Genomic DNA, 21,758 nt, shown 5'->3' with positions numbered 1-21,758 from the left:
GGGGGGCGGCAGCACGCGCCATCGTGCCAGACCGAAGGCTCCACTTCTGTTCAGTTATTGGGCACTTGAAGGGTGACGGTGACCGGAAACGATCGACGACCCTGAACCCGGGTCGGGTTCAGGGTCGCACCCGGAAGGGCCTCAGCGCTCGAGGACCAGCGCGATGCCCTGGCCGACCCCGATGCACAGCGCCGCGAGGCCGGTACCGGAGCCCGCCGCCGCCAGCTGGTGCGCTACCGAACCGGCCAGCCGGGCTCCCGACGCACCGAGGGGGTGGCCGATCGCGATGGCGCCGCCGCGCGGGTTGACCAGGGCGGGGTCGAGCTCGGGCCAGGCCGCCAGGCAGCCCAACGCCTGTGCGGCGAAAGCCTCGTTGAGTTCGAAGACGCCGAGGTCGCCGAACCCGCGGCCGGCCTTGGCGAGCGCCTGCTGGACGGCGTCCACCGGGCCCAGGCCGAAGAGCTGGGGTTCGATGCCGGTGACGGCGGAGGCGCTGATCCGGGCGAGCGGCTCCCGGCCGGTGGCGGCCAGGCCCGCCTCGTCGGTCAACAGCAGCGCCGCGGCACCGTCGTTGAGCGGGGAGGCGTTGCCGGCCGTGACGGTACCCCGGCCGTCCGTACGGAAGGCGGGCTTGAGCCGGGCCAGGGCCTCGGGCGTGGAACCCTCGCGGATGCACTCGTCCCGTACCAGGTCCACGCCCGCGTACGGCACCACCTCGTCGTCGTACAGACCGGCGGCCCATGCGGCCGCCGCGTTGCGGTGGCTCTGCAGGGCGAAGGCGTCCTGCGCCTCGCGGGTGATCGCGTACTTGTCGGCGACGAGTTCGGCGCCCTCGCCGAGGGAGACGGTCCACTCCGCGGGCATGCGCGGGTTGGTCATCCGCCAGCCCAGCGTGGTGGACCACATCTGCTGGTGGCCGGCCGGGAAGGTGCGTTCGGGCTTCTGCACCACCCAGGGGGCGCGGGTCATCGACTCGACTCCGCCCGCGATGGCGACGGAGGCGTCGCCGAGCGCGATGGCGCGGGCAGCCTGGATCACGGCTTCGAGGCCGGATCCGCACAGCCGGTTGACGGTGACGCCGGGGACGCTCACCGGGAGGCCGGCCAGCAGGACCGCCATCCGGGCGACGTCGCGGTTGTCCTCGCCCGCGCCGTTGGCGTCGCCGAAGACGACGTCGTCGATGCGCGCCGGGTCGAGGTCGGGCGTACGGTCCACCAGCGCACGGACCACGTGCGCGGCGAGGTCGTCCGGCCGGACTCCGGCGAAGGCACCGCCGAACTTGCCGATCGGGGTGCGGACGGCGTCGACGACGTAGACGTCGCGGACGGTGCGGATGCTCATGGGGTCGCTCCTGGGCGGATCCGTACGGGCGGTGGCGCTTCGGTGCGTGTGTGGGCACCGCGGGACGCCGGCGGGCGCGCCCGGTGGGACGCGCCCGCAGTCTCCGTCCGCAGGTCACCGCCTGTCAACGGCCCCCGGGCCCGGTCCGGGAAGCGGCCCGCTCGGCCGCTGTCGCGGATGCGGCCCGGTCGCGGGCGGTCAGGTCGACTCGCGGTGGACGGCCGAGGCCGCCATCAGGTCGTACCGCTGGGTGACCTCCGAGGGCTCGCGCACCGCGCGGTCCACCAGCGAGGCCAGGTGGTCACCGGTCGGCAGCTCGATCCGCACCGTGCTCAGCCGGGGCCGCAGCAGCCGCCCGATGAGCAGGTCGTCGGCGCCGATGACGGCGACGTCCTGCGGGATGCGCAGGCCCTCGTCCTGCAGGGCCCGCATGAGCAGCATGGCGTACTCGCCGTTGTACGCGAAGGCCGCGTCGAGGCCGAGGCCGCGCCAGCGGGCCGCGAGCGCCGCGGCCGACTCCTCGGTGTAGGCCATCGGGAGGGGCCGGATCTCGGCCGCCGGCCCGGCCGCGGCGCCGGGTCCAGCCTCGGCTCGGGCCTCGGAGGCGGTCCCGGCCCCGGCCCCGGCCCCGGCCCCGGAGCCCGCCACTGCCCCGGCCTCGGCCCCCGCGGCCGGCTCCGGCCCTGCGTCGGCCGTCCTCGACAGCGCCGCGCGGGCGCCCGCCAGCCTGGGCGCGGAAAACAGCTCCAGCCCCTCCTCCTCGGGCACGATCACACCGATCCGGCGCCGGCCCCGCTCGACCAGGTGGGCAGCGGCCCGGGCGCCGACCTCCTCCTGGTTCATCACCAGCGCGTGCGCCCCCGGCACACCGACGGGGCCCATGGTGATCACCGCGCGGGCCCCGGCCCGCTTGAGGGTGGCCACGTTGTGCGCCGAAAGCACGATCTCCCCCAGCGAGATCACCGCCACCGGCCTCAGCTCCGCCCAGGCGCGGGCGGCCTCGTCCCCGCCGAGGCCGAGGCTCCCGTACTGCACCACGGTGTAGTCGAGCCGGCGCAGCGCCCACTGGAGCTCGTTGAGGAACGTGCTGTAGAGCGGTCCGATCGGCACGTGCGAGGTGGGCAGCAGCACGATCCGGGTGTGCCCGGCGCGCAGACTGCGGGCCGCCGCGTGCGGCACGTATCCGAGTTCCTCGGCGGCCTCGCGCACCTTGCGGCGGGTCGGCTCGCTGATGCGCACGGCTTCCGCGTTGTTCAGCACGTACGAGACCGTGGCGCGCGAGACGCCCGCGAGCCGGGCCACGTCGGCGCTGGTCGGCACGGGGGGCTGCGGGGGCTGCGGCGTGGAGGTCGCGGAGGTCCTGGACGCGGGTGCCGGGGCCGGCGGCTTCGGCGTTTTCGATGACTGAGGCATGGCCGTGGCATCTTTCCAGACCGGTTGGCGGCCGGGGCCGGGCGGATGGCCTGAATCGCATGCTGCACAGTGGTTACACGATTCGTTGACACGTGTAACCTAGCCGCATCCTCTTCACCGAGGTGGCGCCCGCGCGTCCCCCGCCGTGCCGTCGCCCTGTCGCGCTCCGTCGCACCCCCGCCGTCGCGACAGGGCGGCGCGCACCCCTTCCGCCCCACCCCTCATCCCCCTCGTACCTGCCCAGGAGGGCACCGTGGGCCTTTCCTCCCGCGGCCGCGGCACCGGCGACGCCGCAGCCACCACCGCCGCGTACGGCGCCCGGTCCGGCGCGTCCGACCGTCCCGCCCAGGACGCGGCCTGCTCCCGCTGCTGCTGGTCGGCACAGCGCCACGTACGCGCTCTACGTCGGCGTCGCCGGCGTCCTGCTCGCGCTCCAGGTGCACGACATCGATCCGGCGGACAACGTCGCGAACTTCGGCCTGATCGCGGGGGTTTCGGCGATCTCCGCCACCGTGTTCAACCCCTCTCGCCTCGGTGATCGGCTCGCTCAGCGGCGGGTACACCGCCCTGTTCGTCGGCGCGGCCGTTCTGGCGGTGGCGGCCGCCCTGGCCGTGAAGCCGATCCGCAGCGTGCGCTGACGCCGCCACCTCTCTCTGTCCCCCACTCCTGTGCGAACTCCTCTCCGAAAGGCACACCGTGCTGCTGCACACCCAGACCTGGGGCGAGGGCGACCGCATCGCCCTCCTGATCCACGGGATCATGGCCGACCACCGGACCTGGCGCCGGGTCGGTCCCGCCCTCGCCGACCGCGGGTACCACGTGATCGCCGTCGACCTGCGTGGCCACGGCGCCAGCGGCCGCGGCGCGTACGGCCCGGAGCTGTTCGCGGACGACGTGGTCGAGACCCTCCCGGCCGGCGCCGAACTCGCCCTGGGGCATTCGCTGGGCGGCCTGACGCTGTCACTCGCGGTGGACCGGCTGAGGCCGCGGCGCGCGGTGTTCTCCGACCCGGCCTGGTACCTCGCCGCTCCGACGGACGGTTTCGGTCCGCAGACGCTCGCACAGTTCAAGACGGCACCCCGGGAGCGGATCCGGGCGATGAACCCGCGCTGGGAGGACGTCGATGTGGACATCGAGCGGGAGACCCTGGCGGTATGGGACGAGGCCACCGCACTGAGCCTCGGTCCGCTCGCGGGAGCGGATCTGATGCCGGCGGCGCCGGTGGTCCCCTCGCTCGTCCAGCTCGCCGATCCGAGCCTGCTGATCTCGCAGGAGCGGGCGGCCGTCCTCAAGACCCGTGGCTTCGAGGTGCGTTGGGTCGCCGGAGCCGGACACACCATCCACCGCGACGACTTCGACGGGTTCATGGCCTCGCTCGAGGGCTGGATCTAGTCACCCCCGGCCACTCCCCACTACGGTCTCCTTACCGATCGGTAATGGGGAGTGGTCTCGGTGTCCGATTCTTCAGCGTCAACAGCCTCGGCGGCCTGGCCGGCCGTCTACGGCTCCGGCTCCGGCACCGGCTTCGACGGGCCCACCGGGCTGGTGGAGATGGCGGCAGCGCTCGCCGAAGGCAGCGTCTGTGCCCGCGAGTTGACCGAGCGAGCACTGGACCGGATCGCGGCCGCCCAGCCCGAGCTCAACGCCTTCCGTTCCGTACGTGCGCAGGCCGCCCTCGCCGAGGCGGACGCGGCGGACAGGCGGCTGGCCGCGGGCGAGCGGCTGCCGCTGCTGGGTGCTCCGCTCGCCGTCAAGGACGACATGGACGTGGCCGGCGAGCCGACCGCCTTCGGCTGCGCCGGGGACTTCCCCGCGAAGACCGCCGACAGCGAGGCGGTACGCCGGCTGCGCGCGGCCGGCGCCGTGATCGTCGGCAAGACCCAGACGCCGGAGCTGGGCCAGTGGCCCTTCACCGAGGGCGAGGCCTTCGGCGCGACCCGCAACCCGTGGAACACGGCCTACACGCCCGGCGGTTCCTCGGGCGGTTCGGCGGCCGCGGTGGCGGCGGGACTGGTACCGGCGGCGCTCGGGTCCGACGGGGCGGGCTCGGTGCGGATCCCCGCGGCCTGGACGCACCTGATCGGTGTGAAACCGCAGCGCGGGCGGATCTCCACCTGGCCGGATCCGGAGTCCTTCCACGGGCTCACCGTCAACGGCGTCCTGGCCCGCACGGTCGCCGACGCGGCGCTCCTGCTGGACGCGGCGAGCGGCCCGCACCCCGAGGACCTGCACCGCCCGGCGCGCATCCCGGCGGTCGAGGCGGCCCGCCGCACGCCGCGTCGGCTGCGCATCGCCCTCTCCTTCGCCATGCCGTTCACGGCGACGCCCAAGTCCCTCGATCCGGAAGTCCGTTCGGCGGTGGAGCGGCTGGCCGGGCGGCTGGAGTCGCTGGGCCACGAGGTGGTCCCCGAGGACCCCCGTTACGGTCCGATCGGCCTGACCTTCGTCCCCCGGGCGACGAGCGGCGTACGGGACTGGGCCTCACGGGTGCCCGATCCCGGGCTGCTGGACCCCCGTACGCACGAGGCGGTGCGGACGGGCCGGATCCTGGGCGGCCTGCCCCTGCGGGCGGCCCGCCGGGCGGAGGCGGCGCTGCGGCGCCGGGTCGGGGAGATCTTCGGGCGCTTCGACGTGGTCCTGACCCCGACGACGGCCACGCCGCCCCTGCGGATCGGAGCGCTGTCGGACCTGGGGGCGATGGCCACCGACCGGGCGATGATCGCCGCCTGCCCGTACGCCTGGACGTGGAACGTGCTGGGCTGGCCGGGCGTCAACATCCCGGCGGGCTTCACGGAAGACGGGCTCCCGATGGGGGCCCAGCTCCTGGGCCCGGCGGATTCGGAACCGACCCTGCTGGCTCTCGCGGCGCAGGTGGAGTCGGCGGAAGGATGGGCCGCGCGGTGGGCCGGGGGCGCAGGGGGCCGGTAGGACGACAGCGGCTCACCGCCTGCCCGTGAGCAACCCGGCCGGCGCATCGTGCAATTCGACCGGCCAGTCGCCTCGTGGACCGCTGCGGGCGATCCGCAAACCCACGGCCGGACGGCCGCCACGGCGCCGCCCACCCGGCCCCGGCGCCGTCGCTCCGCCCGGGCGTCGGCCTGCTCCCGCGCGTCAGGCCGGCGGGGGCCCCGTCACCGCGTCGACTTCCACTTCGACGAGCCAGTCGGCGTCGATGAACCGGGAGACCTCCACGAACGTGGTCGCCGGCCGGATGGAGGCGAACCGCTCCCCGTGGGCCCGCGCGGCCTCCTTCCACTGCGTCACGTCGGTCATCATGACCCGCGTCCGCACCACGTCCTCGAGCGATGCCCCCGCGTCCGCCAACGCCCTCTCGGCGATGTCCAGGCACCGCACCGTCTGCACGTAGACGTCGCCGGGCCCGACGGTGGCGCCGTCGTCCCCGATCGGGGCCGTCCCCGCGACGGCCACGTACGTCCCGGCCCGCACCGCCCGGGAAAACCCGATCCTCGGCTCCAGCGGCGACCCCGAACTGACGGTCTCACGTACGTCTCCCATCCCGTCAGGGTGCCAGAGCCACACGCACCGCAGGAGCCGATTTCCACAACAGACTGTTGAACAAAGCGGGGCTCGAGTAGGTTCCCTTTAGGAACTTAAGAGAGACGAAGGGGATGCCATGGCTCAGCAGACGTGGACGGCCGTCGACGCGTACTTCGACGGGCTGTTGGTCGCGGAGGACGAGGCCCTGACGGCCGCCGCGGCCGACTCCGCGGCGGCGGGACTTCCGCCCCATCAGGTCGCCCCCAACCAGGGGAAGCTGCTGCACCTCCTCGCCCGGATCCGCGGCGCCCGGCGGATCCTGGAGATCGGGACCCTGGGGGGATACAGCACCATCTGGCTGGCCCGGGCCCTCCCCGCGGGCGGGCAGGTGGTCACGCTGGAAGTCGACGCGCGCTGCGCCGAGATCGCCGCCGCGAACATCGCCCGCGCCGGGTTGCGGGACGTCGTCGACATCCGCCACGGCCGGGCCGTCGACCTCCTCCCGCAGCTCACGGACACCGAGCCGTTCGACCTGGTCTTCATCGATGCCGACAAGCCCTCCAACCCCGAGTACCTCGAGTGGGCCCTCAGGCTGACGCGGCCCGGCAGCGTGATCATCGGCGACAACGTCGTCCGCGACGGCGCCGTCGTCGACGCCACCGGCTCCGACCCCCGCGTGCAGGGGGTCCGCCGCTTCACCGAGTTGATCGCCGAGCACCCCCGACTGACGGCCACCGCCCTGCAAACCGTCGGGAGCAAGGGCTACGACGGCTTCGTCATGGCCCTCGTCACGCCGTAGCCGCCGCCACTCGGGTCCCCGGTGCCGGACAACCGGAACCGGGAGCCGCTAGCCTCAGCCGGATGACGGCCATTTCCCCCCACGGCAACCACCCCACCACCCAGCCCGGACGCGGCGGAGCCACCGCCACCACCGAGGCCGATCCGCGCGCCATCGGGCCGGTGCGGACCTCGTACGCGCCGGATCCCGACGGGGATCCCGATCCCGGCGAGATCGTCTGGACCTGGGTCCCCTTCGAGGAGAACGACGGCCGCGGCAAGGACCGCCCGGTCCTGGTCGTGGCCCGGGAGCCCGGCGGGCGGACGCTGCTCGCCGTGCAGCTGTCCAGCAAGCGGCACGACCACGACCGGGAGTGGGTGCCGATCGGCACCGGCCCGTGGGACGGCGCGGGGCGCGAGTCCTGGGTGGACGTGGACCGGGTGCTGCGGGTGCACGAGGCGGGGATGCGCCGCGAGGCCTGCGCGCTGGACCGGGGGCGGTTCCGGCTGGTGGTCGACCGGCTCCGCGAGCGCTACGGCTGGCAGTAGCCGCCAGGGCCCCGGCGGCAGACGGCCTACGCGGAGGCCTCGCCGAAGGACGTGCCCAGGACCCGTTCGAAGGCCTCCCTGGTCTCCGGCTTGCGGTCCAGGATCCCGAACACCACCCGGTCGAACACGTCTGCGAAACGGCCGGCCAGCAGCCCCCGGAAGGCCTCCGCCACCACCGCCGGGTCGTTCCGGAACACCCCGCACCCCCACGCGCCGAGCACCAGCCGCCGGTAGCCGTGCAGGGCGGCCACCTCCAGGACGAGCCCGGCCCGCCGGGCCAGCGCCCCCGGGATCTCCGCGACCCGCCCCGGCTCCTGGCGGTGGATCGTGCCCGCGTTCGGGGCCGGCGACGTCAGGAAGCCGACCCGGAACGGGGCCTCCAGCAGATCGCCGCGGTCGTCGCGGAAAACGGGGACCCCGGGCGAGTGAATCACCCGGTCGGTGTAGAAGGTGCTGCGCTCCGCACGGTGGACCTCGTAGTACTCCGGAGCCTCGAGCAGCGTCTCGTACAGGGCCGATGCACGGCACAGGGCCTCCTCCTGGGCCTTGGCCCCGCGGACGTACCCGCCCCCGGGATTGCGGGCCGAGGCGAAGTTCAGCACCGCCACCGCGAAGCCCTCCGCGGCGAGCCTGCGGGCCGCCACCGTACTGCTCTCCCCCGTGACCTCGACGGCCGTCGCACGCCCGGCCCCGGCGATGTTCCCGTCTGGAATCGCCCGGTTTGGTCCATATATTCTGGTTCCTGCCTTGGCTTCCGCCAGAGCGGCGGCGATCTCGACCCGCCGTCCCGACCGCGTCCGGTACCCGCCGGCCGCCACGATCTCCGCGTTCTCCCGCGCGATCTCACGCAATCTGCTGCTCACACCGGCATCCTGCGCCCCGCACCCCCCGCAGGTAAAAGGATTTTGCACGCGACAGGCGGGTAGGCACGGGTGATGTCATGTCACGACCGATGTCACCAACGACGACAGGAGAAGAGGACCCGGTCATGCCCAAGGTCTCACCCGCTCCCTCCCCCACCCCCCTATCCGAGAGCCAGGCCGAGGACCTGATCCACGGCATCTGTTTCAAAACCGGCCCGCCCCGCCTCCTCGGCGCGGAGCTCGAATGGCTGGTCGTGGACGCCGAGCGGCCCGGCCGCCCGCTGTCCCCCGAGCGGCTGCACGCCGCGCACGGCGCCGCACACGCCCTGCCCCTGAACTCCCGGGTGACCGTCGAACCCGGAGGCCAGCTCGAGTTCAGCTCGACCCCCGCCACATCCCTCAGCGGCTGCGTGGACGCCCTCCAGGCCGATCTGGCCGCCGTACGGGCCGCCCTGCTCACCCAGGGCCTGCTCCTGGAAGGCCGCGGCCACGATCCGCGCGTCCCCCACCGGCGCCTGCTGGCCAGCCCGCGCTACGACGCGATGGAGACCTACTTCGACCGCACCGGACCGGCCGGACGCACCATGATGCGCGCCACCGCCTCGGTGCAGGTCTGCGTCGACGCGGGGTACGAGGAGCCCGGCGTGCTCGGCCACGGCCGGCGCTGGCGGCTCGCGCACCTGGTGGGCGCGGTCCTGGTGGCCGCCTTCGCCAACTCCCCCGCGTACGAGGGCCCGTACGCCGGATGGCGCTGTGCCCGCCAGGGGAACTGGGCCGACATCGACAGCCGGCGCACGCTCGCCCCGCCGCTGGACGGGCCGCCGCGCAGCGGCTGGACCCGGCAGGCGCTGGACACCGAGGTGATGTGCGTGCGGTCATACGACGGCGAGCCGTGGGCGATCCCGCAGGGCCTGACCTTCCGCGACTGGCTGCGCACCGGCGGCGAACCGGCGTACCCGGGGCTTCGACCGCCCACCGCGGAGGACCTGGACTACCACCTGACCACGCTCTTCCCGCCGGTGCGGCCACGCGGCCACCTGGAGCTGCGGATGATCGACGCACAGCCCGGCGACGACGGCTGGGTGGTCCCGGTGGCGGTCGTGCACGCCCTGTTCGACGATCCGGAGGCGGCGGAGACCGCCTACAGGGTGGCCAAGGCCCTGGCCGACACCTACGGCTCCGCGCCCGCGCCCCGCAATCCGCTGTGGCGGTCCGCCGCCCGGCACGGTCTGGCCGATCCGGAACTGCGGGCGGCCGCCAAGGCCTGCTTCCGGGCCGCCTCCGAGGCGCTGCCCCGGCTCGGCGCGAGCGCCCAAGTCCAGCAGACGGTCGGCGCCTTCACCGAGCGCTTCGTGCTGCGCGGGCGCTGCCCGGCCGACGACCCGCCACCGCCGCTGACCGCCACTGCCGGGAAGGAAGCCCGCCGATGACCACCGGATCCCACCCCGGGCTGCGGGAGCGGGCCGCCGCCGCGCTGACCGCCGCACGGGCCCGCACGGCCGCGCTCACCGACGCGGTGAGCGACCGGGACCTCACCGCGCAGCACTCCCCGCTGATGTCCCCGCTGGTCTGGGACCTGGCGCACATCGGGAACCAGGAGGAGCTCTGGCTGCTCGGCCGCGTCGCCGGGCGCGAGTCGTTGCGCCCCGAGATCAACCCCCTCTACGACGCGTTCGAGCACCCCCGTTCCGAGCGGCCGAAGCTGCCGCTGCTCGGACCCGCCGAGGCCCGCCGGTACGCGGCCGAGGTGCGCGGCCGGGTCTTCGACCTCCTGGAGCACACCGCGCTGGAGGGCAGCGAGCTCCTCGACGACGGCTTCGCCTTCGGGATGATCGCCCAGCACGAACAGCAGCACGACGAGACGATGCTGATCACCCATCAGCTGCGGCGCGGCGAGGCGGTGCTGACCGCGCCGGAGCCCGCTGCCCCGTACGAGGCGCCGTCGGCGGCCGAAGTGCTGGTTCCCGGCGGGCCGTTCACCATGGGGACCTCGGCCGAGCCCTGGTCGCTGGACAACGAGCGGCCGGCCCACACCCGGGAGACGGCGCCGTTCTGGATCGACACGCTGCCGGTGAGCAACGAGGCGTACCAGGCGTTCATCGCGGACGGCGGCTACCACGAACCCCGCTGGTGGGCCGCGCCCGGCTGGGCCCAGATCCGCGAACACGGCATCGAGGCCCCCCTGTTCTGGCGTCGCGAAGGCAGCCAGTGGCTGCGGCGCCGGTTCGGCGTGACCGAGCCGGTCCCCGGCGACGAACCGGTGCTGCACGTCAGCTGGTACGAGGCGGACGCCTACGCCCGCTGGGCCGGGCGCCGGCTGCCCACCGAGGCCGAGTGGGAGAAGGCCGCCCGGCACGACCCCGCCACCGGTCGCTCGCGCCGCTACCCGTGGGGCGACGCCGATCCCGGCCCGGTCCACGCCAACCTCGGCCAGCGCCACCTGCGTCCGGCCCGCGTCGGCAGCTACCCGGCCGGCGCCTCCCCGCTCGGGGTGCGCCAGCTGATCGGCGACGTGTGGGAGTGGACTGCCTCCGATTTCCTGCCGTACCCGGGCTTCCGGGCCTTCCCGTACCGCGAGTACTCGGAGGTGTTCTTCGGCCCCGAGCACAAGGTGCTGCGGGGCGGTTCCTTCGCCGTGGACCCGGTGGCCTGCCGGGGCACGTTCCGCAACTGGGACCTTCCGGTGCGCCGGCAGATCTTCTCCGGCTTCCGCACCGCGAGGGACGTCTGATGTGCCGTCATCTCGCCTATGTGGGACCTGAAGTGGCCCTCGGACGGCTGCTGAGCGACCCAGAGCACTCGCTGGTGCACCAATCCTGGGAGCCGCGCCGCCAGGTCAGCGGCACGGTCAACGCCGACGGCTTCGGTGTCGGCTGGTACGCGGAGGGCGACCCGGTGCCCGCCCGCTACCGCCGGGCCGGGCCGGTCTGGTCCGACCTCACCTTCGCCGACCTCGCCCGCGTGGTGCGCAGCGAGGCCGCGCTGGCCGCCGTACGCGATGCGACCCGGCCCGGGGCGGACGGGGAGGCGGCGGCGGCTCCTTTCGCGGACGGGCCGTGGCTGTTCAGCCACAACGGCGCGATACGCGACTGGCCGCACTCGGCGGCCCCGCTGGCCGTCGGCCTGCCGCCCACGGAGCTGCTCCAGCTGGCCGCGAGCACCGACTCGGCGCTGGTCTGGGCGCTGGTCCTGCACCGGCTGCGGGCCGGTCGGGACCTCGGCGGGGCCCTGTCCGAAGCGGTCCTGGAGCTGGCCGCGGCCGCACCGGGCTCGCGGCTGAACCTGCTGCTGACGGACGGTGCGGCCATCGCGGCGACGGCCTGGGGCGATTCGCTCTGGTACCTGGCCGACGCGGCGGCCGGGCGCACGGTGGTGGCGTCCGAGCCGTACGACCAGGACCCGCGCTGGTGCGAGGTACCCGACCGCACCCTGCTGACCGCAACCCGTACCCGGGTCGAGCTGACCCCCCTCAAGGAAACCCCGCTGGGGGACAAGGAGTGCCCGTGAGTGACTTCCAGATGACCCGGACCCTCGACGAACACGCCGCGGAGACGGCGCTGCGCGCGGACGTGCTGCACGGGCTGACGCGGACGCCGAAGGCGCTGCCCCCGAAGTGGTTCTACGACGCGCGGGGCAGTGAACTCTTCGAGGAGATCACCCGGTTGCCGGAGTACTACCCCACGCGCGCCGAGCGGGAGATCCTGCTCGAACGGGCACAGGAGATCGCCTCGGCCAGCGGGGCGCGGACCCTGGTGGAACTGGGATCCGGTTCCTCGGAGAAGACCCGGCACCTGATCGAGGCGATGCCCGCGCTGGACACCTACGTCCCGGTCGACGTGAGCGAGAGCGCACTGGCCGGTGCGGCCGAGACGCTGCTCGCCGCGCACCCGGGGCTGCGCGTGCACGCCCTGCTGGCCGACTTCACGCGGGCGCTGCGCCTGCCCGAGTCCCCGGGTCCGCGGCTGGTGGTGTTCCTGGGCGGCACGATCGGGAACCTGCTGCCGCCGGAGCGGGCGGTGTTCCTGGCGTCCGTACGGGCGATGCTCTCGCCCGGGGACACGCTGCTGATCGGCACGGACCTGGTCAAGGACGAGGGCGTGCTGGTGGCGGCGTACGACGACGCGCAGGGAGTGACGGCCGCGTTCAACCAGAACGTGCTGACCGTGATCAACAGGGAACTGGGTGCGGACTTCCACACGGCCGACTTCGCGCACGTGGCGGTGTGGAACCGGGAGCAGGAGTGGATCGAAATGCGCCTGCGGGCCCGGTCGGAGCTGCGGGTCAAGATCCGCTCGCTGGACCTGGTGGTGCCGTTCGCGGCAGGTGAGGAGATCCTGACGGAGGTGTCCGCGAAGTTCCGTCAGGAGGGCTTGCGCAAGGAACTGGCCGCTGCCGGGCTGGAATTGGTGCAGTGGTGGACGGACGCGGCGGGTCGCTTCGCCCTGTCCCTGTCGGTCGCCGACGGCGCGGGGCGCTGAGTCGGAGTGCCGGGCAGCGATGAGGGGGAGGTGATCGCCGCCTGAGCCGCGGCCGCGAGGTCCCGCCGGTCCGCGTAGCGGCCCGGCGGGATCCGCGGCAGCAGCGTGACCTCGGCCCTCACCCCGCGGGTCCGCGCGATCCGCCAGAGCGAGGCGGTCAGCGGGTCGTCCCCGACGAAGGCGGGCTCCCCGGCCGGCTCCCCGTCGGCCCGCAGGTACGCGAGGCGGACGGGCTGTACGGGGACCCGCGCGTCCAGGGCCGACTGGAAGGCCGCCCTGCGGAAGGCGCCCCGGGCGCGCCCGCACCAGGTGGAGCCCTCGGGGAAGACGGTGACCCGGTCACCGGCCAGCAGTGCCCTGGTGATGGTCCCGACGGTGGCGGGCAGGGCGCGGATCCGCTCGCGTTCGATGAACAGGGTTCCGGCCCGTCCGGCGAGGCGGCCGAGGACCGGCCAGGACCGGATGTCGCTCTTGGCGAGCATCCGGCAGGGCAGGACGGCGGCGACGAGCGGGATGTCCATCCAGGAGATGTGGTTGGCGACGATCAGCCGGCCGCCGCCCCGGCCGGGGTTTCCCTGCACGGTGATCCGCAGCCCGAAGGCGCGGACCAGCCCTGCCGACCAGGCCCGCACCACCGCGTGCCGGGGCCGGGTCGGCAGCAGCCGCACCGGCGGGGCGCCGAGGATCCCGGCCAGGACCAGCAGGACGGCGGCGCCGAGCCTGAGCACCGCGAGCGGGACGCTCGCCGTGCGCCCCTCGGGGCCGGCGCAGGCCTCGGGGGTGCAGGGCGAGGTGGGCAGCCAGACGCTCATGCGCCCGGGACGAGCGAGAGGAAGTGCTTGAGGTAGCGCGGGTTGGTGCGGCGCAGGGAGAGCAGCACGTACAGGTCGGCGCAGCCGAACTCGGTGTCGAGGGCCGGCTCGCCGCAGACCCAGGCGCCCAGGCGCAGGTAGCCGCGCAGCAGAGGGGGCAGTTCCATGCGGGCGGGGAAGGTGATGCCCTCGGGGTTCCAGGGAAGGTGGGGGGTGACCCGGTACTCCTGGGGGGCCAAGGCGCGGGCCAGGGCCGCCTCGCGGGTGGCGGCCGCCAGGACCCCGCCGTCGGCGAGCGGTATCGAGCAGCATCCGGCGAGCCAGTTGTGGCCGGAGCGGTCCATGTAGCGGGCGAGCCCGGCCCAGATGAGGGCGATGACGGCGCCGTTGCGGTGGTCGGGGTGGACGCAGGAGCGGCCGACCTCCACCAGGCCGGGGCGGATGGGGGCGAGGGCCGAGAGGTCGAACTCACCCTCGGAGTACAGGCGTCCGGCGACGGCGGCACGCTCGGGGGGCAGCAGCCGGTAGGTGCCGACGACCTGCTCGGTCTCCTCGTCGAGCACGAGGAGGTGGTCGCAGTGGGCGTCGAAGGAGTCGATGTCGAGACCGGGTTCGGGCCCGTCCAGGCGGGCGCCGAGCTCGCCGGCGAAGACCTGGTGGCGCAGGCGCTGGGCGGCGCGCACCTCGGTCTCGTCGCGGGCGAGGCGGACGGCGTAGCGGGGGCCCTGGGCGGGGGCGCTGCCGGGGGCGGGGCCGGTGGTGGTGGGGCGGGAGGCCGTGGGGGAAAGGGAGGAGGGGGACAGGGGGGACGGGGACAGGGGGGCGAGGGTCATGGCGGCTCCTGATCCGGGCGCGGAGGGCCGGGCCGGTGGCTGCGCGGCCCGGCTCCCTTACTTTTTCCGTGACCGGCTGGATTCGACATGACCGCTCGGCGGCACGCGGATGTGAGGACGCTGAACTCGGTGGTGGGGCACGTACGGGCGGGGATGGAGCGGGGGCGGAGCACAGGGAGCAGGGGCGGAGCAGGTCGGCAGCGGGCCGGCGGTGGGCCGGCGCGCGGTCAGCGGTCCGCGTTGAGCACCGTGCCGATGGCCTCCGAGGCCGTCCGGGCGGCCTGCTTGGGGTCCTGCCCGGTCAGGACGGCCGTCATGAAGGGCTTGATCGGGTTCTTGGCCTCGACCTCGGCCCAGCGGGCGGACTTCGGGGTGGCCCGCCCCTGTGCGGCGCCGACGGCCATGGTGGCCGCGCCCTCGTTGCCCGCCACCACGTGCGCGAGCGTGGTCTTGTTCGGGACGTAGCTCATCGTGCGGGCGAGCTCGGTCTGCCACTTCTCACTGACCAGCGCCGTGATCACGTCGACGGCCTTCCTGCGGTGCTTCGTCCGCTCCGGGATGATCAGGTCCGAGCCGCCGGTGAACACGGAGCCCGGCTTGTCGGAGGTCTTGCCGGGGATCGGGAAGTAGCCGAGCTTCCCCTTGAGGGCGGGGTTGGCGGCTTCGATCTCGGCGACCTGGCCGGGCGGGGCGATGATCTGGGCGACCTGGCCGCGGGCGAAGACCTCCGACTGCGGGGGCGTCTCCTCGTCCGCGCCCTTGGGGCCGTCGCCGAGGGCCTGCAGCTGCTTGTAGAACTCCATTCCGGCCAGGGCCTTCTCGTCGTCGAGGCTGCCGACCCACCGGCTGCCCGTCTCGACGGCGAGTTCGCCGCCCTCGTCCCAGATGAAGCCGGCGAGGACGTACCAGTTCTGGCCGGCCAGGTAGATGCCCTGCTGCTCGGACTTGTCGAGCTTCTGGGTGGCCTGGATCCACTCCGCGCGGTTCTTGGGGGTGCTCTTGATCCCGGCGTTCGCGAAGAGTTCCTTGTGGTAGATCACCACCCGGTTCGCCGCGTACCAGGGGACCCCGTACTGGGCGCCGTCGATGCTTCCCGGGTCGGAGAGGCCCTTGATCCAGTCCTTGCTGCCCCATTCGCGCAGCCCCTCGAGGGTGAGCTCGGAGAGGCCGCCCGTCTCGACGTACCGGGCGACCTGGGTGTTGCCGACCTCGATGACGTCGGCGCTCTCCTTGCTCCTGCCCTCCAGCACCGCGTTGACCTTCTCGACGATGCCCGTCCACTCCTGGATCCGGACGTCCAGGTCGACGCCGGGGTGCTCCCGTTCGAAGGAGGCGGTGAACGTCCGGATGAAATCGTCCGAGGCGCTGCCCTTCATCAGCCAGAGCGTCACCTTCTGCGCATCTGCGGCAGCGTCACCCGACTGGCCGCAGCCCGTCAGGGCGGTCGTCGCGGCGGCCAGGGCGGTGCACACGGCAAGGAAGCGCATCTTCACGAAAGGTCACCTTCTGGGGACGGATCTCGGATGGCTTGAAATTGGCATAGACCAATGGGTGGGTCAAGGCCCTTGCGCTCGGGACTGTTCCCGCAAAGTTCGCGGAGCGGGACTTACTGGGGCACCGTAGAACGAGGCAAAAGCCACCCAGCTCCGGGAGACCCCATGTCCAACCACACGTACCGGGTGACCGAAATCGTCGGCACCTCCCACGAGGGCATCGATCAGGCCATCCGCAACGGGATCGCCCGTGCGGGCCAGACCGTGCGCAACCTCGACTGGTTCGAAGTCGTCCAGGTGCGCGGGCACATCGAGAACGGAGAGATCGCCCACTACCAGGTGGGGCTCAAGGTCGGCTTCCGCCTCGAGGGCGAGGACTGAGCCCGAGGACCGAGCCCGAGGACCGAGCCCGGGCTCAAGGTCGGCTTCCGCCTCGAAGGCGAGGACTGAGCCCGAGGACCGATCCCGGCTACCGCGCTGCCCACCGGCGCCCCCGGCGCCGCTCAGGTGCGCCCCTCGCCCTCCTGGGCGGCCTTGAGCTCCGGTGCCTCCGCCGCCCAGTTGGCGAGGACGACCCGGAATCCGGCGGCGCGGGCGGCCTGGCAGACGAGTTCGTCGTCGTCCACGAGCATCCGCACCTCCCGGCCCCGGGCGATCCGCTTCAGCACCTCCAGCTTGGTCGTCCGGGCCGGACGCCGGTCCTGGTTCCCGCGCATCCACAGCCGGCCTTCGGGCAGGCCGTGCCGGGCGAGCCAGTCCACCGTGTCCGCCCGGCACCGCTCCGGGCGCCCGGTCAGGTACACCACCTCGCAGTCGGCGGCGCTCTGCGCGGCCAGGGCCACGCCGCGCCCCAGCGGCGGGTCGGCCGGGGCGGCGCCGAAGAAGCCGGCCCAGTCACGGGGTCGGCGCTCGAGGAAGTGCTGGCGGTGGGCGGTGTCCGCCAGGGTGTTGTCGATGTCGAAGACGGCCAGCGGTCTGTGCGTGTTCTCTGCCATCCCGCAACCCTAGGGAATCCTCCGGGATCCCCGGTGTTGAGACCTGTGTGATCCCCAAACTCTCGCTGCTCGACCGCTCCCGCACCCGCGAGGGCCACCCGGCCCCGGAGGCCCTGCGGGACACCGTGGACCTCGCCCGGACGGCCGAGGAGCTCGGCTACCACCGCTTCTGGGTGTCGGAGCACCACAGCGTGCCCGGGGTCGCCGGCTCCGCGCCGACCGTGCTGGCCGCGGCCGTGGCCGGTGCCACCCGGCGGATCCGGGTCGGCACGGGCGGGGTCATGCTGCCCAACCACCAGCCGCTGGTGGTCGCGGAGCAGTTCGGGGTACTGGAGGCGCTGTTCCCCGGGCGGATCGACATGGGGCTCGGCCGTTCGGTGGGCTTCACCGACGGCATCCGGCGGGCCCTGGGCCGCGGCACCGGCGACGCCGACCGGTTCGAGGAGCAGCTGGCCGAGCTGCTGGGCTGGCTCGACGGCAGCCAGCAGGCCCACCCCCAGGTGCACGCCCGCCCCTCCGAAGGACTGCGGATACCGGCGTACGTGCTGGCCACCGGCGAAGGGGCCGGGATCGCCGCCCGGGCCGGGCTGCCGCTGGTGGTGGGAGACCTGAGGGCGCGCGACCGGGTCGTGGAGGTCATCGGGGCCTACCGCAAGGAGTTCCGCGCCTCCGCCTGGGGCGCGGAGCCGTACGTGGTGGTCTCCGGCACGGTGGCGGTGGCCGCCACCGCCGAGGAGGCACGGCGGATCCTGCTCCCCGAGGCCTGGTCCGTCGCGTACTCCCGCACCCGGGGCAGCTTCCCTCCGCTGCGGCCGGCCGAGGAGATCGAGGCCCTGTCCATGACCGCGAAGGAGCGGGAGCTGTACGAGGGCGCCCTGGCCGGGCACGTCCACGGCACGCAGGAGCAGGTCGCGGCCGAACTCGCCGAGGTGGCGGCGCTGACCGGCGCCGACGAACTGCTGGTCACCACCTCCACCTACGACCGGACCGCGCTGCTGGACTCCCACCGCAGGCTGGCCGCGATCGCGGGCCTCGGAAGAACCCCTGCAGGGCCTCTAAAGTAGGACGAATGCACCAGTCCGCCGATGCCGGTCCCGCCGGTACCACCCCTCCCGCCGGTACCACCCCTCCCGACGGCGCCGGCCCCGCCGCGGCCCCTTCCGCCCCCGATTCCCGTGTGCGCGTCCGGGGTGCCAGGGAGCACAACCTGCGCGGCGTCGACGTGGACATCCCGCGCGACGCGCTGACCGTGTTCACGGGGGTCTCCGGATCCGGGAAGAGCTCGCTCGCCTTCGGCACGATCTACGCCGAGGCCCAGCGCCGGTACTTCGAGTCCGTGGCCCCGTACGCCCGCCGGCTCATCCACCAGATCGGCGCGCCGAAGGTGGACTCCATCACGGGGCTGCCGCCCGCCGTCTCCCTGGAGCAGCGGCGTTCCTCGCCGGGCTCGCGTTCCTCGGTCGGGACGGTGACCCTGCTGTCCAACTCGCTGCGGATGCTGTACTCCCGGGCCGGCACCTACCCGCCGGGCGCCGGGCGGCTCGATTCGGATGCCTTCTCCCCCAACACCGCAGCCGGCGCCTGCCCTTCGTGCCACGGACTGGGCCGGATCCACCGCACCAGCGAGGAACTCCTCGTGCCCGACCCGGGACTGTCGATCCGTCAGGGCGCGATCGCTGCCTGGCCCGGCGCCTGGCAGGGCAAGAACCTGCGGGACATCCTGGAGGCGCTGGGCCACGACGTCGACCGTCCCTGGCGGGAGCTGCCGGCCAAGGACCGCGAGTGGATCCTGTTCACCGAGGAGCAGCCGGTGGTCACCGTGCACCCGGTGCGCGACGCGGACCGGATCCAACGGCCTTACCAGGGCACGTACATGAGCGCCCACCGCTATGTGATGCGCACCTTCTCCGACAGCAAGAGCGCCACCCTGCGGGCCCGCGCCGAGAGCTTCCTCGCCGACTCCCCCTGCCCCGTGTGCGAGGGGCGGCGGCTGCGCCCCGAGGCCCTGGCAGTGACCTTCGCGGGATACGGGATCGCCGAACTGGCGGCCATGGCGCTGACCGACCTGGACGGCGTACTCGCCTCCGCGCCCGTGGAGGGCGAGGCGGCGCGGGTGCTCGCGCAGGACCTGCGCGCGCGGATCGGACCCGTGGTCGAGCTCGGGCTCGGCTACCTGAGCCTGGACCGCGCCGCGCCGACCCTGTCCGCGGGCGAGCTCCAGCGGCTGCGGCTGGCGACGCAGCTGCGGTCGGGGCTGTTCGGGGTGGTGTACGTCCTGGACGAGCCGTCAGCCGGGCTGCACCCGGCCGACACCGAGGCGCTGCTGGACGTCCTGGACCGGCTGAAGGAGGCCGGGAACACGGTGTTCGTCGTGGAGCACGACATGGCGGTGGTGCGCCACGCGGACTGGCTGGTGGACGTCGGACCGCTGGCCGGGGAGCACGGCGGGCAGGTCCTCTACAGCGGTCCGCCGCGGGAGCTGGCCGGTGTGGCGCGGTCGGCGACGGCCCGGCACCTGTTCGCGGAGCCGGAGCCGGCCGGGGCGCGGCGCCCGGTGCGCGAGGCCACCGGCTCGGTGCGCCTGAGCGGGGTGGACCGGCACAACCTGCGGGACGTGGACGTGCCGTTCCCGCTGGGCGTGTTCACCGCCGTGACCGGGGTGTCGGGGTCGGGGAAGTCCACCCTGGTGGGCCAGGTGCTGGCCCGGGAGGTCGCCGAGCGGCTGGCGGAACCGGACTTCCCGGTGCGGCGGCTGGTGGAGGTGGACCAGAAGCCGATCGGCCGCACGCCCCGCTCCAACCTGGCCACGTACACCGGGCTGTTCGACGTGGTGCGCAAGCTGTTCACGGCGGCGCCGGAGGCGAGGGCGCGCGGCTGGAAGGCGGGCCGGTTCTCCTTCAACGTGGCGGGCGGCCGGTGCGAGACCTGTCAGGGCGAGGGCTTCGTCTCGGTGGAACTGCTCTTCCTGCCGAGTACGTACGCCCCCTGCCCGCAGTGCGGGGGCGCGCGGTACAACGCCGAGACCCTGGAGGTCCGGTACGCGGGGCTGAACATCGCGGAGGTGCTGGGGCTGACGGTTGAGTCGGCGGCGGGCTTCTTCGCGGAGGTCCCCTCGGCCGCGCGCAGCCTGCGGGCCCTGGAGGACATCGGGCTGGGCTACCTGCGCCTCGGGCAGCCGGCCACCGAGCTGTCGGGCGGCGAGGCGCAGCGGATCAAGCTGGCCACGGAGCTGCAGCGGCTGCGCCGGGACCACACCCTGTACGTGTTGGACGAGCCGACGACCGGGCTGCACCCGGCCGACGTGCGGGTGCTGATGCGGCAGTTGCACGGGCTGGTCGACGCCGGGCACTCGGTGGTGGTCGTGGAGCACGACATGGAGGTGGTGGCGGGCGCGGACTGGGTCATCGACCTGGGTCCGGGCGGGGGCGCGGAGGGGGGCCGGGTGGTCGCGGCGGGCACGCCGCGGGAGGTGGCCTGCGCCCCGGTCGGCCGCAGCCGAACGGCGGGCTACCTGGCACGGGCCCTCGGGACGGCCCGGTAGCGGCAGGGGTAGTCTGCCGCCATGTTCTGGAGACGTCTGGGGGACCCGGCTCCGGCCGCGGAGGTGACCGCCGCCGTGCTTCCGGTGGAGGAGGCCGCACCGGAGCCGATCGATCCGCACGCCCCCGTCGCGCGCCTCCCGGTGACCAACCGGGGGCAGAAGCCGTTGCTGCTCATCCTCGAACCGTGGGGCTGGGACGAATGTGTGGAGCCCGGCCGGACGGTGACGGTGGTGACCGTCGGCACGGCCGGCAGCGATCGGCCCTGGTTGGGCACCGACGTGCCCAACGAGCCCTTTCAGCTGGACCACCACCCGGACACGCTGGTGGTCTGGGCGAACGGCGAGCTGTCGATCATCGAGGACGACGCCGGGAACGAACTCGTCCGCTGGCCCTGAAGCTCAGGCGCCGCCGGGGAGCTCAGGCGTCGCCGGGGAGCAGGTGCTGCGACAGTTCGCGGAAGCTCCACTTGCCCTGACGGCGGGTGAACATCCAGACGAGGTCGTGGCGGTCGGGCCAGGTCGCCGGGACGCCGAGCACCCGCTCGGCGCCGAGGGCGCGGACCAGGCGGGGGACGCCGCTGTGCTCCCAGCAGACGAGTACGGGCATGGGCGCGGCCAGGGCGGCGCGCACGAGGGCCGGCTCTGCGCCGAGGGCGAACTCGGTGCGGACCGGGATGTGCAGGGCGGTGGCCAGCGCCGCCACGGTCTGCTTGCACCGGGCGGGGGCTGCGCCGCCCCTGCCGCCGGCCGCGAAGACGGCGGCGGGGCGGGGCAGCGAGGTGCCGCGGGCCGGCAGGAAGAGCCGCGGGAGCTCCTCGGCCCGGCGCCAGCCGCGCCCGGCGAGCGAGCCGGGGTCGTCCTCGCCCTCCTCATCGGAGCCGGTGTCACCGGCGTACGGCTTCTCCGCGTGGCGGATCACCATGACCAGGGCGTCCTCGGCCCCGGCCTGCGCTCCCGGGGCCGGCCGCCGTGCGGGTTCCTCCCCGGAGCAGCCGGCCGCGGCCAGCGGGGCGAGGGCCGCGGCGAGCACGGCTCGGCGGCGCGGTCCGGACCCGGAGGGGGCATGTGGCATGGGTGCACTGTCCCCCACGGCCCGCGCCGCGTCCGGGCGCGGAGATGGGCGCGATGCGCTTCCCGCCGTCCTCCACGGCCCTCCAGCACTAC

General features: G+C 74.0%; 21 protein-coding genes. 12 read left to right on the top strand and 9 right to left on the bottom strand.

Going from position 1 to position 21,758, the window contains the following annotated elements:
• Positions 1-141 precede the first annotated feature (141 nt).
• Entirely contained in the window at positions 142-1,341 is a 1,200-nt protein-coding gene (locus AB0D44_RS06950) for a thiolase family protein (RefSeq protein WP_362585533.1), read from the bottom strand.
• Positions 1,342-1,539: 198 nt separating this feature from the next.
• Positions 1,540-2,754 (bottom strand): LacI family DNA-binding transcriptional regulator, encoded by a 1,215-nt coding sequence (locus tag AB0D44_RS06945; protein ID WP_362585531.1) that lies wholly within the window; start codon positions 2,752-2,754, stop codon positions 1,540-1,542.
• A gap of 697 nt (positions 2,755-3,451) precedes the next feature.
• Between AB0D44_RS06945 and AB0D44_RS06940 the strand changes: the two genes are divergently transcribed.
• Positions 3,452-4,147 carry an alpha/beta fold hydrolase gene (locus AB0D44_RS06940; RefSeq protein ID WP_362585528.1) on the top strand — a complete coding sequence of 232 codons (696 nt, stop codon included), beginning with the start codon at positions 3,452-3,454 and terminating at the stop codon, positions 4,145-4,147.
• Positions 4,148-4,300: 153 nt separating this feature from the next.
• Positions 4,301-5,683, top strand: coding sequence for an amidase (locus tag AB0D44_RS06935; protein WP_362585815.1), 1,383 nt, complete (start codon positions 4,301-4,303; stop codon positions 5,681-5,683).
• Positions 5,684-5,866: 183 nt separating this feature from the next.
• On the opposite strand, the gene AB0D44_RS06930 is transcribed toward AB0D44_RS06935, so the two are convergent.
• A complete protein-coding gene (locus AB0D44_RS06930; RefSeq protein WP_362585525.1) occupies positions 5,867-6,271 on the bottom strand; it encodes a RidA family protein in 405 nt (134 codons plus the stop codon).
• Between the two features lie 118 nt (positions 6,272-6,389).
• Between AB0D44_RS06930 and AB0D44_RS06925 the strand changes: the two genes are divergently transcribed.
• Entirely contained in the window at positions 6,390-7,052 is a 663-nt protein-coding gene (locus AB0D44_RS06925; RefSeq protein WP_362585522.1) for an O-methyltransferase, read from the top strand.
• Between the two features lie 62 nt (positions 7,053-7,114).
• Positions 7,115-7,579, top strand: coding sequence for a type II toxin-antitoxin system PemK/MazF family toxin (locus AB0D44_RS06920; RefSeq protein ID WP_362585520.1), 465 nt, complete (start codon positions 7,115-7,117; stop codon positions 7,577-7,579).
• Between the two features lie 26 nt (positions 7,580-7,605).
• Here the strand turns inward: AB0D44_RS06920 and AB0D44_RS06915 are convergent, their stop codons facing one another.
• On the bottom strand, positions 7,606-8,442 hold the full coding sequence (locus AB0D44_RS06915) for a TIGR02452 family protein (protein WP_362585517.1): 837 nt from the start codon (positions 8,440-8,442) through the stop codon (positions 7,606-7,608).
• A gap of 125 nt (positions 8,443-8,567) precedes the next feature.
• Between AB0D44_RS06915 and egtA the strand changes: the two genes are divergently transcribed.
• The 4 genes from egtA to egtD are packed head-to-tail and all read left to right on the top strand — an operon-like array spanning position 8,568 to position 12,920.
• On the top strand, positions 8,568-9,872 hold the full coding sequence (egtA, locus tag AB0D44_RS06910) for an ergothioneine biosynthesis glutamate--cysteine ligase EgtA (protein ID WP_362585514.1): 1,305 nt from the start codon (positions 8,568-8,570) through the stop codon (positions 9,870-9,872).
• Complete coding sequence (egtB, locus tag AB0D44_RS06905) at positions 9,869-11,173, top strand: ergothioneine biosynthesis protein EgtB (RefSeq protein WP_362585511.1); 1,305 nt, start codon at positions 9,869-9,871, stop codon at positions 11,171-11,173. Before egtA ends, egtB begins: the two co-directional genes overlap by 4 nt.
• Positions 11,173-11,949 carry an ergothioneine biosynthesis protein EgtC gene (gene egtC / locus AB0D44_RS06900; RefSeq protein WP_362585509.1) on the top strand — a complete coding sequence of 259 codons (777 nt, stop codon included), beginning with the start codon at positions 11,173-11,175 and terminating at the stop codon, positions 11,947-11,949. Before egtB ends, egtC begins: the two co-directional genes overlap by 1 nt.
• A complete protein-coding gene (gene egtD, locus AB0D44_RS06895) occupies positions 11,946-12,920 on the top strand; it encodes an L-histidine N(alpha)-methyltransferase (RefSeq protein WP_362585507.1) in 975 nt (324 codons plus the stop codon). The genes egtC and egtD overlap by 4 nt, the downstream gene beginning before the upstream one ends.
• Here egtD and AB0D44_RS06890 read toward each other — a convergent pair.
• The 3 genes from AB0D44_RS06890 to AB0D44_RS06880 form a co-directional block, all read right to left on the bottom strand.
• Positions 12,803-13,732 (bottom strand): lysophospholipid acyltransferase family protein, encoded by a 930-nt coding sequence (locus AB0D44_RS06890; RefSeq protein ID WP_362585504.1) that lies wholly within the window; start codon positions 13,730-13,732, stop codon positions 12,803-12,805. The two genes, egtD and AB0D44_RS06890, sit on opposite strands and share 118 nt — an antisense overlap.
• The gene (locus AB0D44_RS06885) at positions 13,729-14,565 is read right to left on the bottom strand and encodes a GNAT family N-acyltransferase (RefSeq protein WP_362585501.1); all 837 of its coding nucleotides are present in this window, start codon (positions 14,563-14,565) and stop codon (positions 13,729-13,731) included. Before AB0D44_RS06885 ends, AB0D44_RS06890 begins: the two co-directional genes overlap by 4 nt.
• Positions 14,566-14,792: 227 nt before the next feature.
• The gene (locus AB0D44_RS06880; RefSeq protein WP_362585812.1) at positions 14,793-16,052 is read right to left on the bottom strand and encodes an extracellular solute-binding protein; all 1,260 of its coding nucleotides are present in this window, start codon (positions 16,050-16,052) and stop codon (positions 14,793-14,795) included.
• 171 nt (positions 16,053-16,223) lie between these two features.
• On the opposite strand from AB0D44_RS06880, the gene AB0D44_RS06875 reads away from it, so the two are divergent.
• Positions 16,224-16,439 (top strand): dodecin, encoded by a 216-nt coding sequence (locus AB0D44_RS06875; protein WP_030663252.1) that lies wholly within the window; start codon positions 16,224-16,226, stop codon positions 16,437-16,439.
• Positions 16,440-16,561: 122 nt separating this feature from the next.
• Here the strand turns inward: AB0D44_RS06875 and AB0D44_RS06870 are convergent, their stop codons facing one another.
• Positions 16,562-17,053 (bottom strand): hypothetical protein, encoded by a 492-nt coding sequence (locus AB0D44_RS06870; RefSeq protein WP_362585499.1) that lies wholly within the window; start codon positions 17,051-17,053, stop codon positions 16,562-16,564.
• A gap of 47 nt (positions 17,054-17,100) precedes the next feature.
• Here AB0D44_RS06870 and AB0D44_RS06865 point away from each other — a divergent pair, with 47 nt between their 5' ends.
• The 3 genes from AB0D44_RS06865 to AB0D44_RS06855 are packed head-to-tail and all read left to right on the top strand — an operon-like array spanning position 17,101 to position 20,990.
• A complete protein-coding gene (locus tag AB0D44_RS06865) occupies positions 17,101-18,117 on the top strand; it encodes an LLM class flavin-dependent oxidoreductase (RefSeq protein WP_362585496.1) in 1,017 nt (338 codons plus the stop codon).
• 5 nt (positions 18,118-18,122) lie between these two features.
• Positions 18,123-20,594 (top strand): excinuclease ABC subunit UvrA, encoded by a 2,472-nt coding sequence (locus AB0D44_RS06860; RefSeq protein ID WP_362585493.1) that lies wholly within the window; start codon positions 18,123-18,125, stop codon positions 20,592-20,594.
• A gap of 21 nt (positions 20,595-20,615) precedes the next feature.
• Positions 20,616-20,990: a hypothetical protein gene (locus tag AB0D44_RS06855; protein ID WP_362585490.1), complete on the top strand. Its 375-nt coding sequence runs from the start codon at positions 20,616-20,618 to the stop codon at positions 20,988-20,990.
• 22 nt (positions 20,991-21,012) lie between these two features.
• Here AB0D44_RS06855 and AB0D44_RS06850 read toward each other — a convergent pair whose 3' ends face one another.
• Positions 21,013-21,666, bottom strand: a complete 654-nt coding sequence (locus AB0D44_RS06850; RefSeq protein WP_362585487.1) for a hypothetical protein — start codon at positions 21,664-21,666, stop codon at positions 21,013-21,015.
• Between the last annotated feature and the right edge of the window lie 92 nt (positions 21,667-21,758).

Source organism: Streptomyces sp. NPDC048349 (genome assembly GCF_040651925.1).
In the GTDB taxonomy this organism is placed as follows: domain Bacteria; phylum Actinomycetota; class Actinomycetes; order Streptomycetales; family Streptomycetaceae; genus Streptomyces.
Note: the sequence above shows the minus strand (reverse complement) of the source record. Positions and strands in the feature narration are given on the sequence as shown.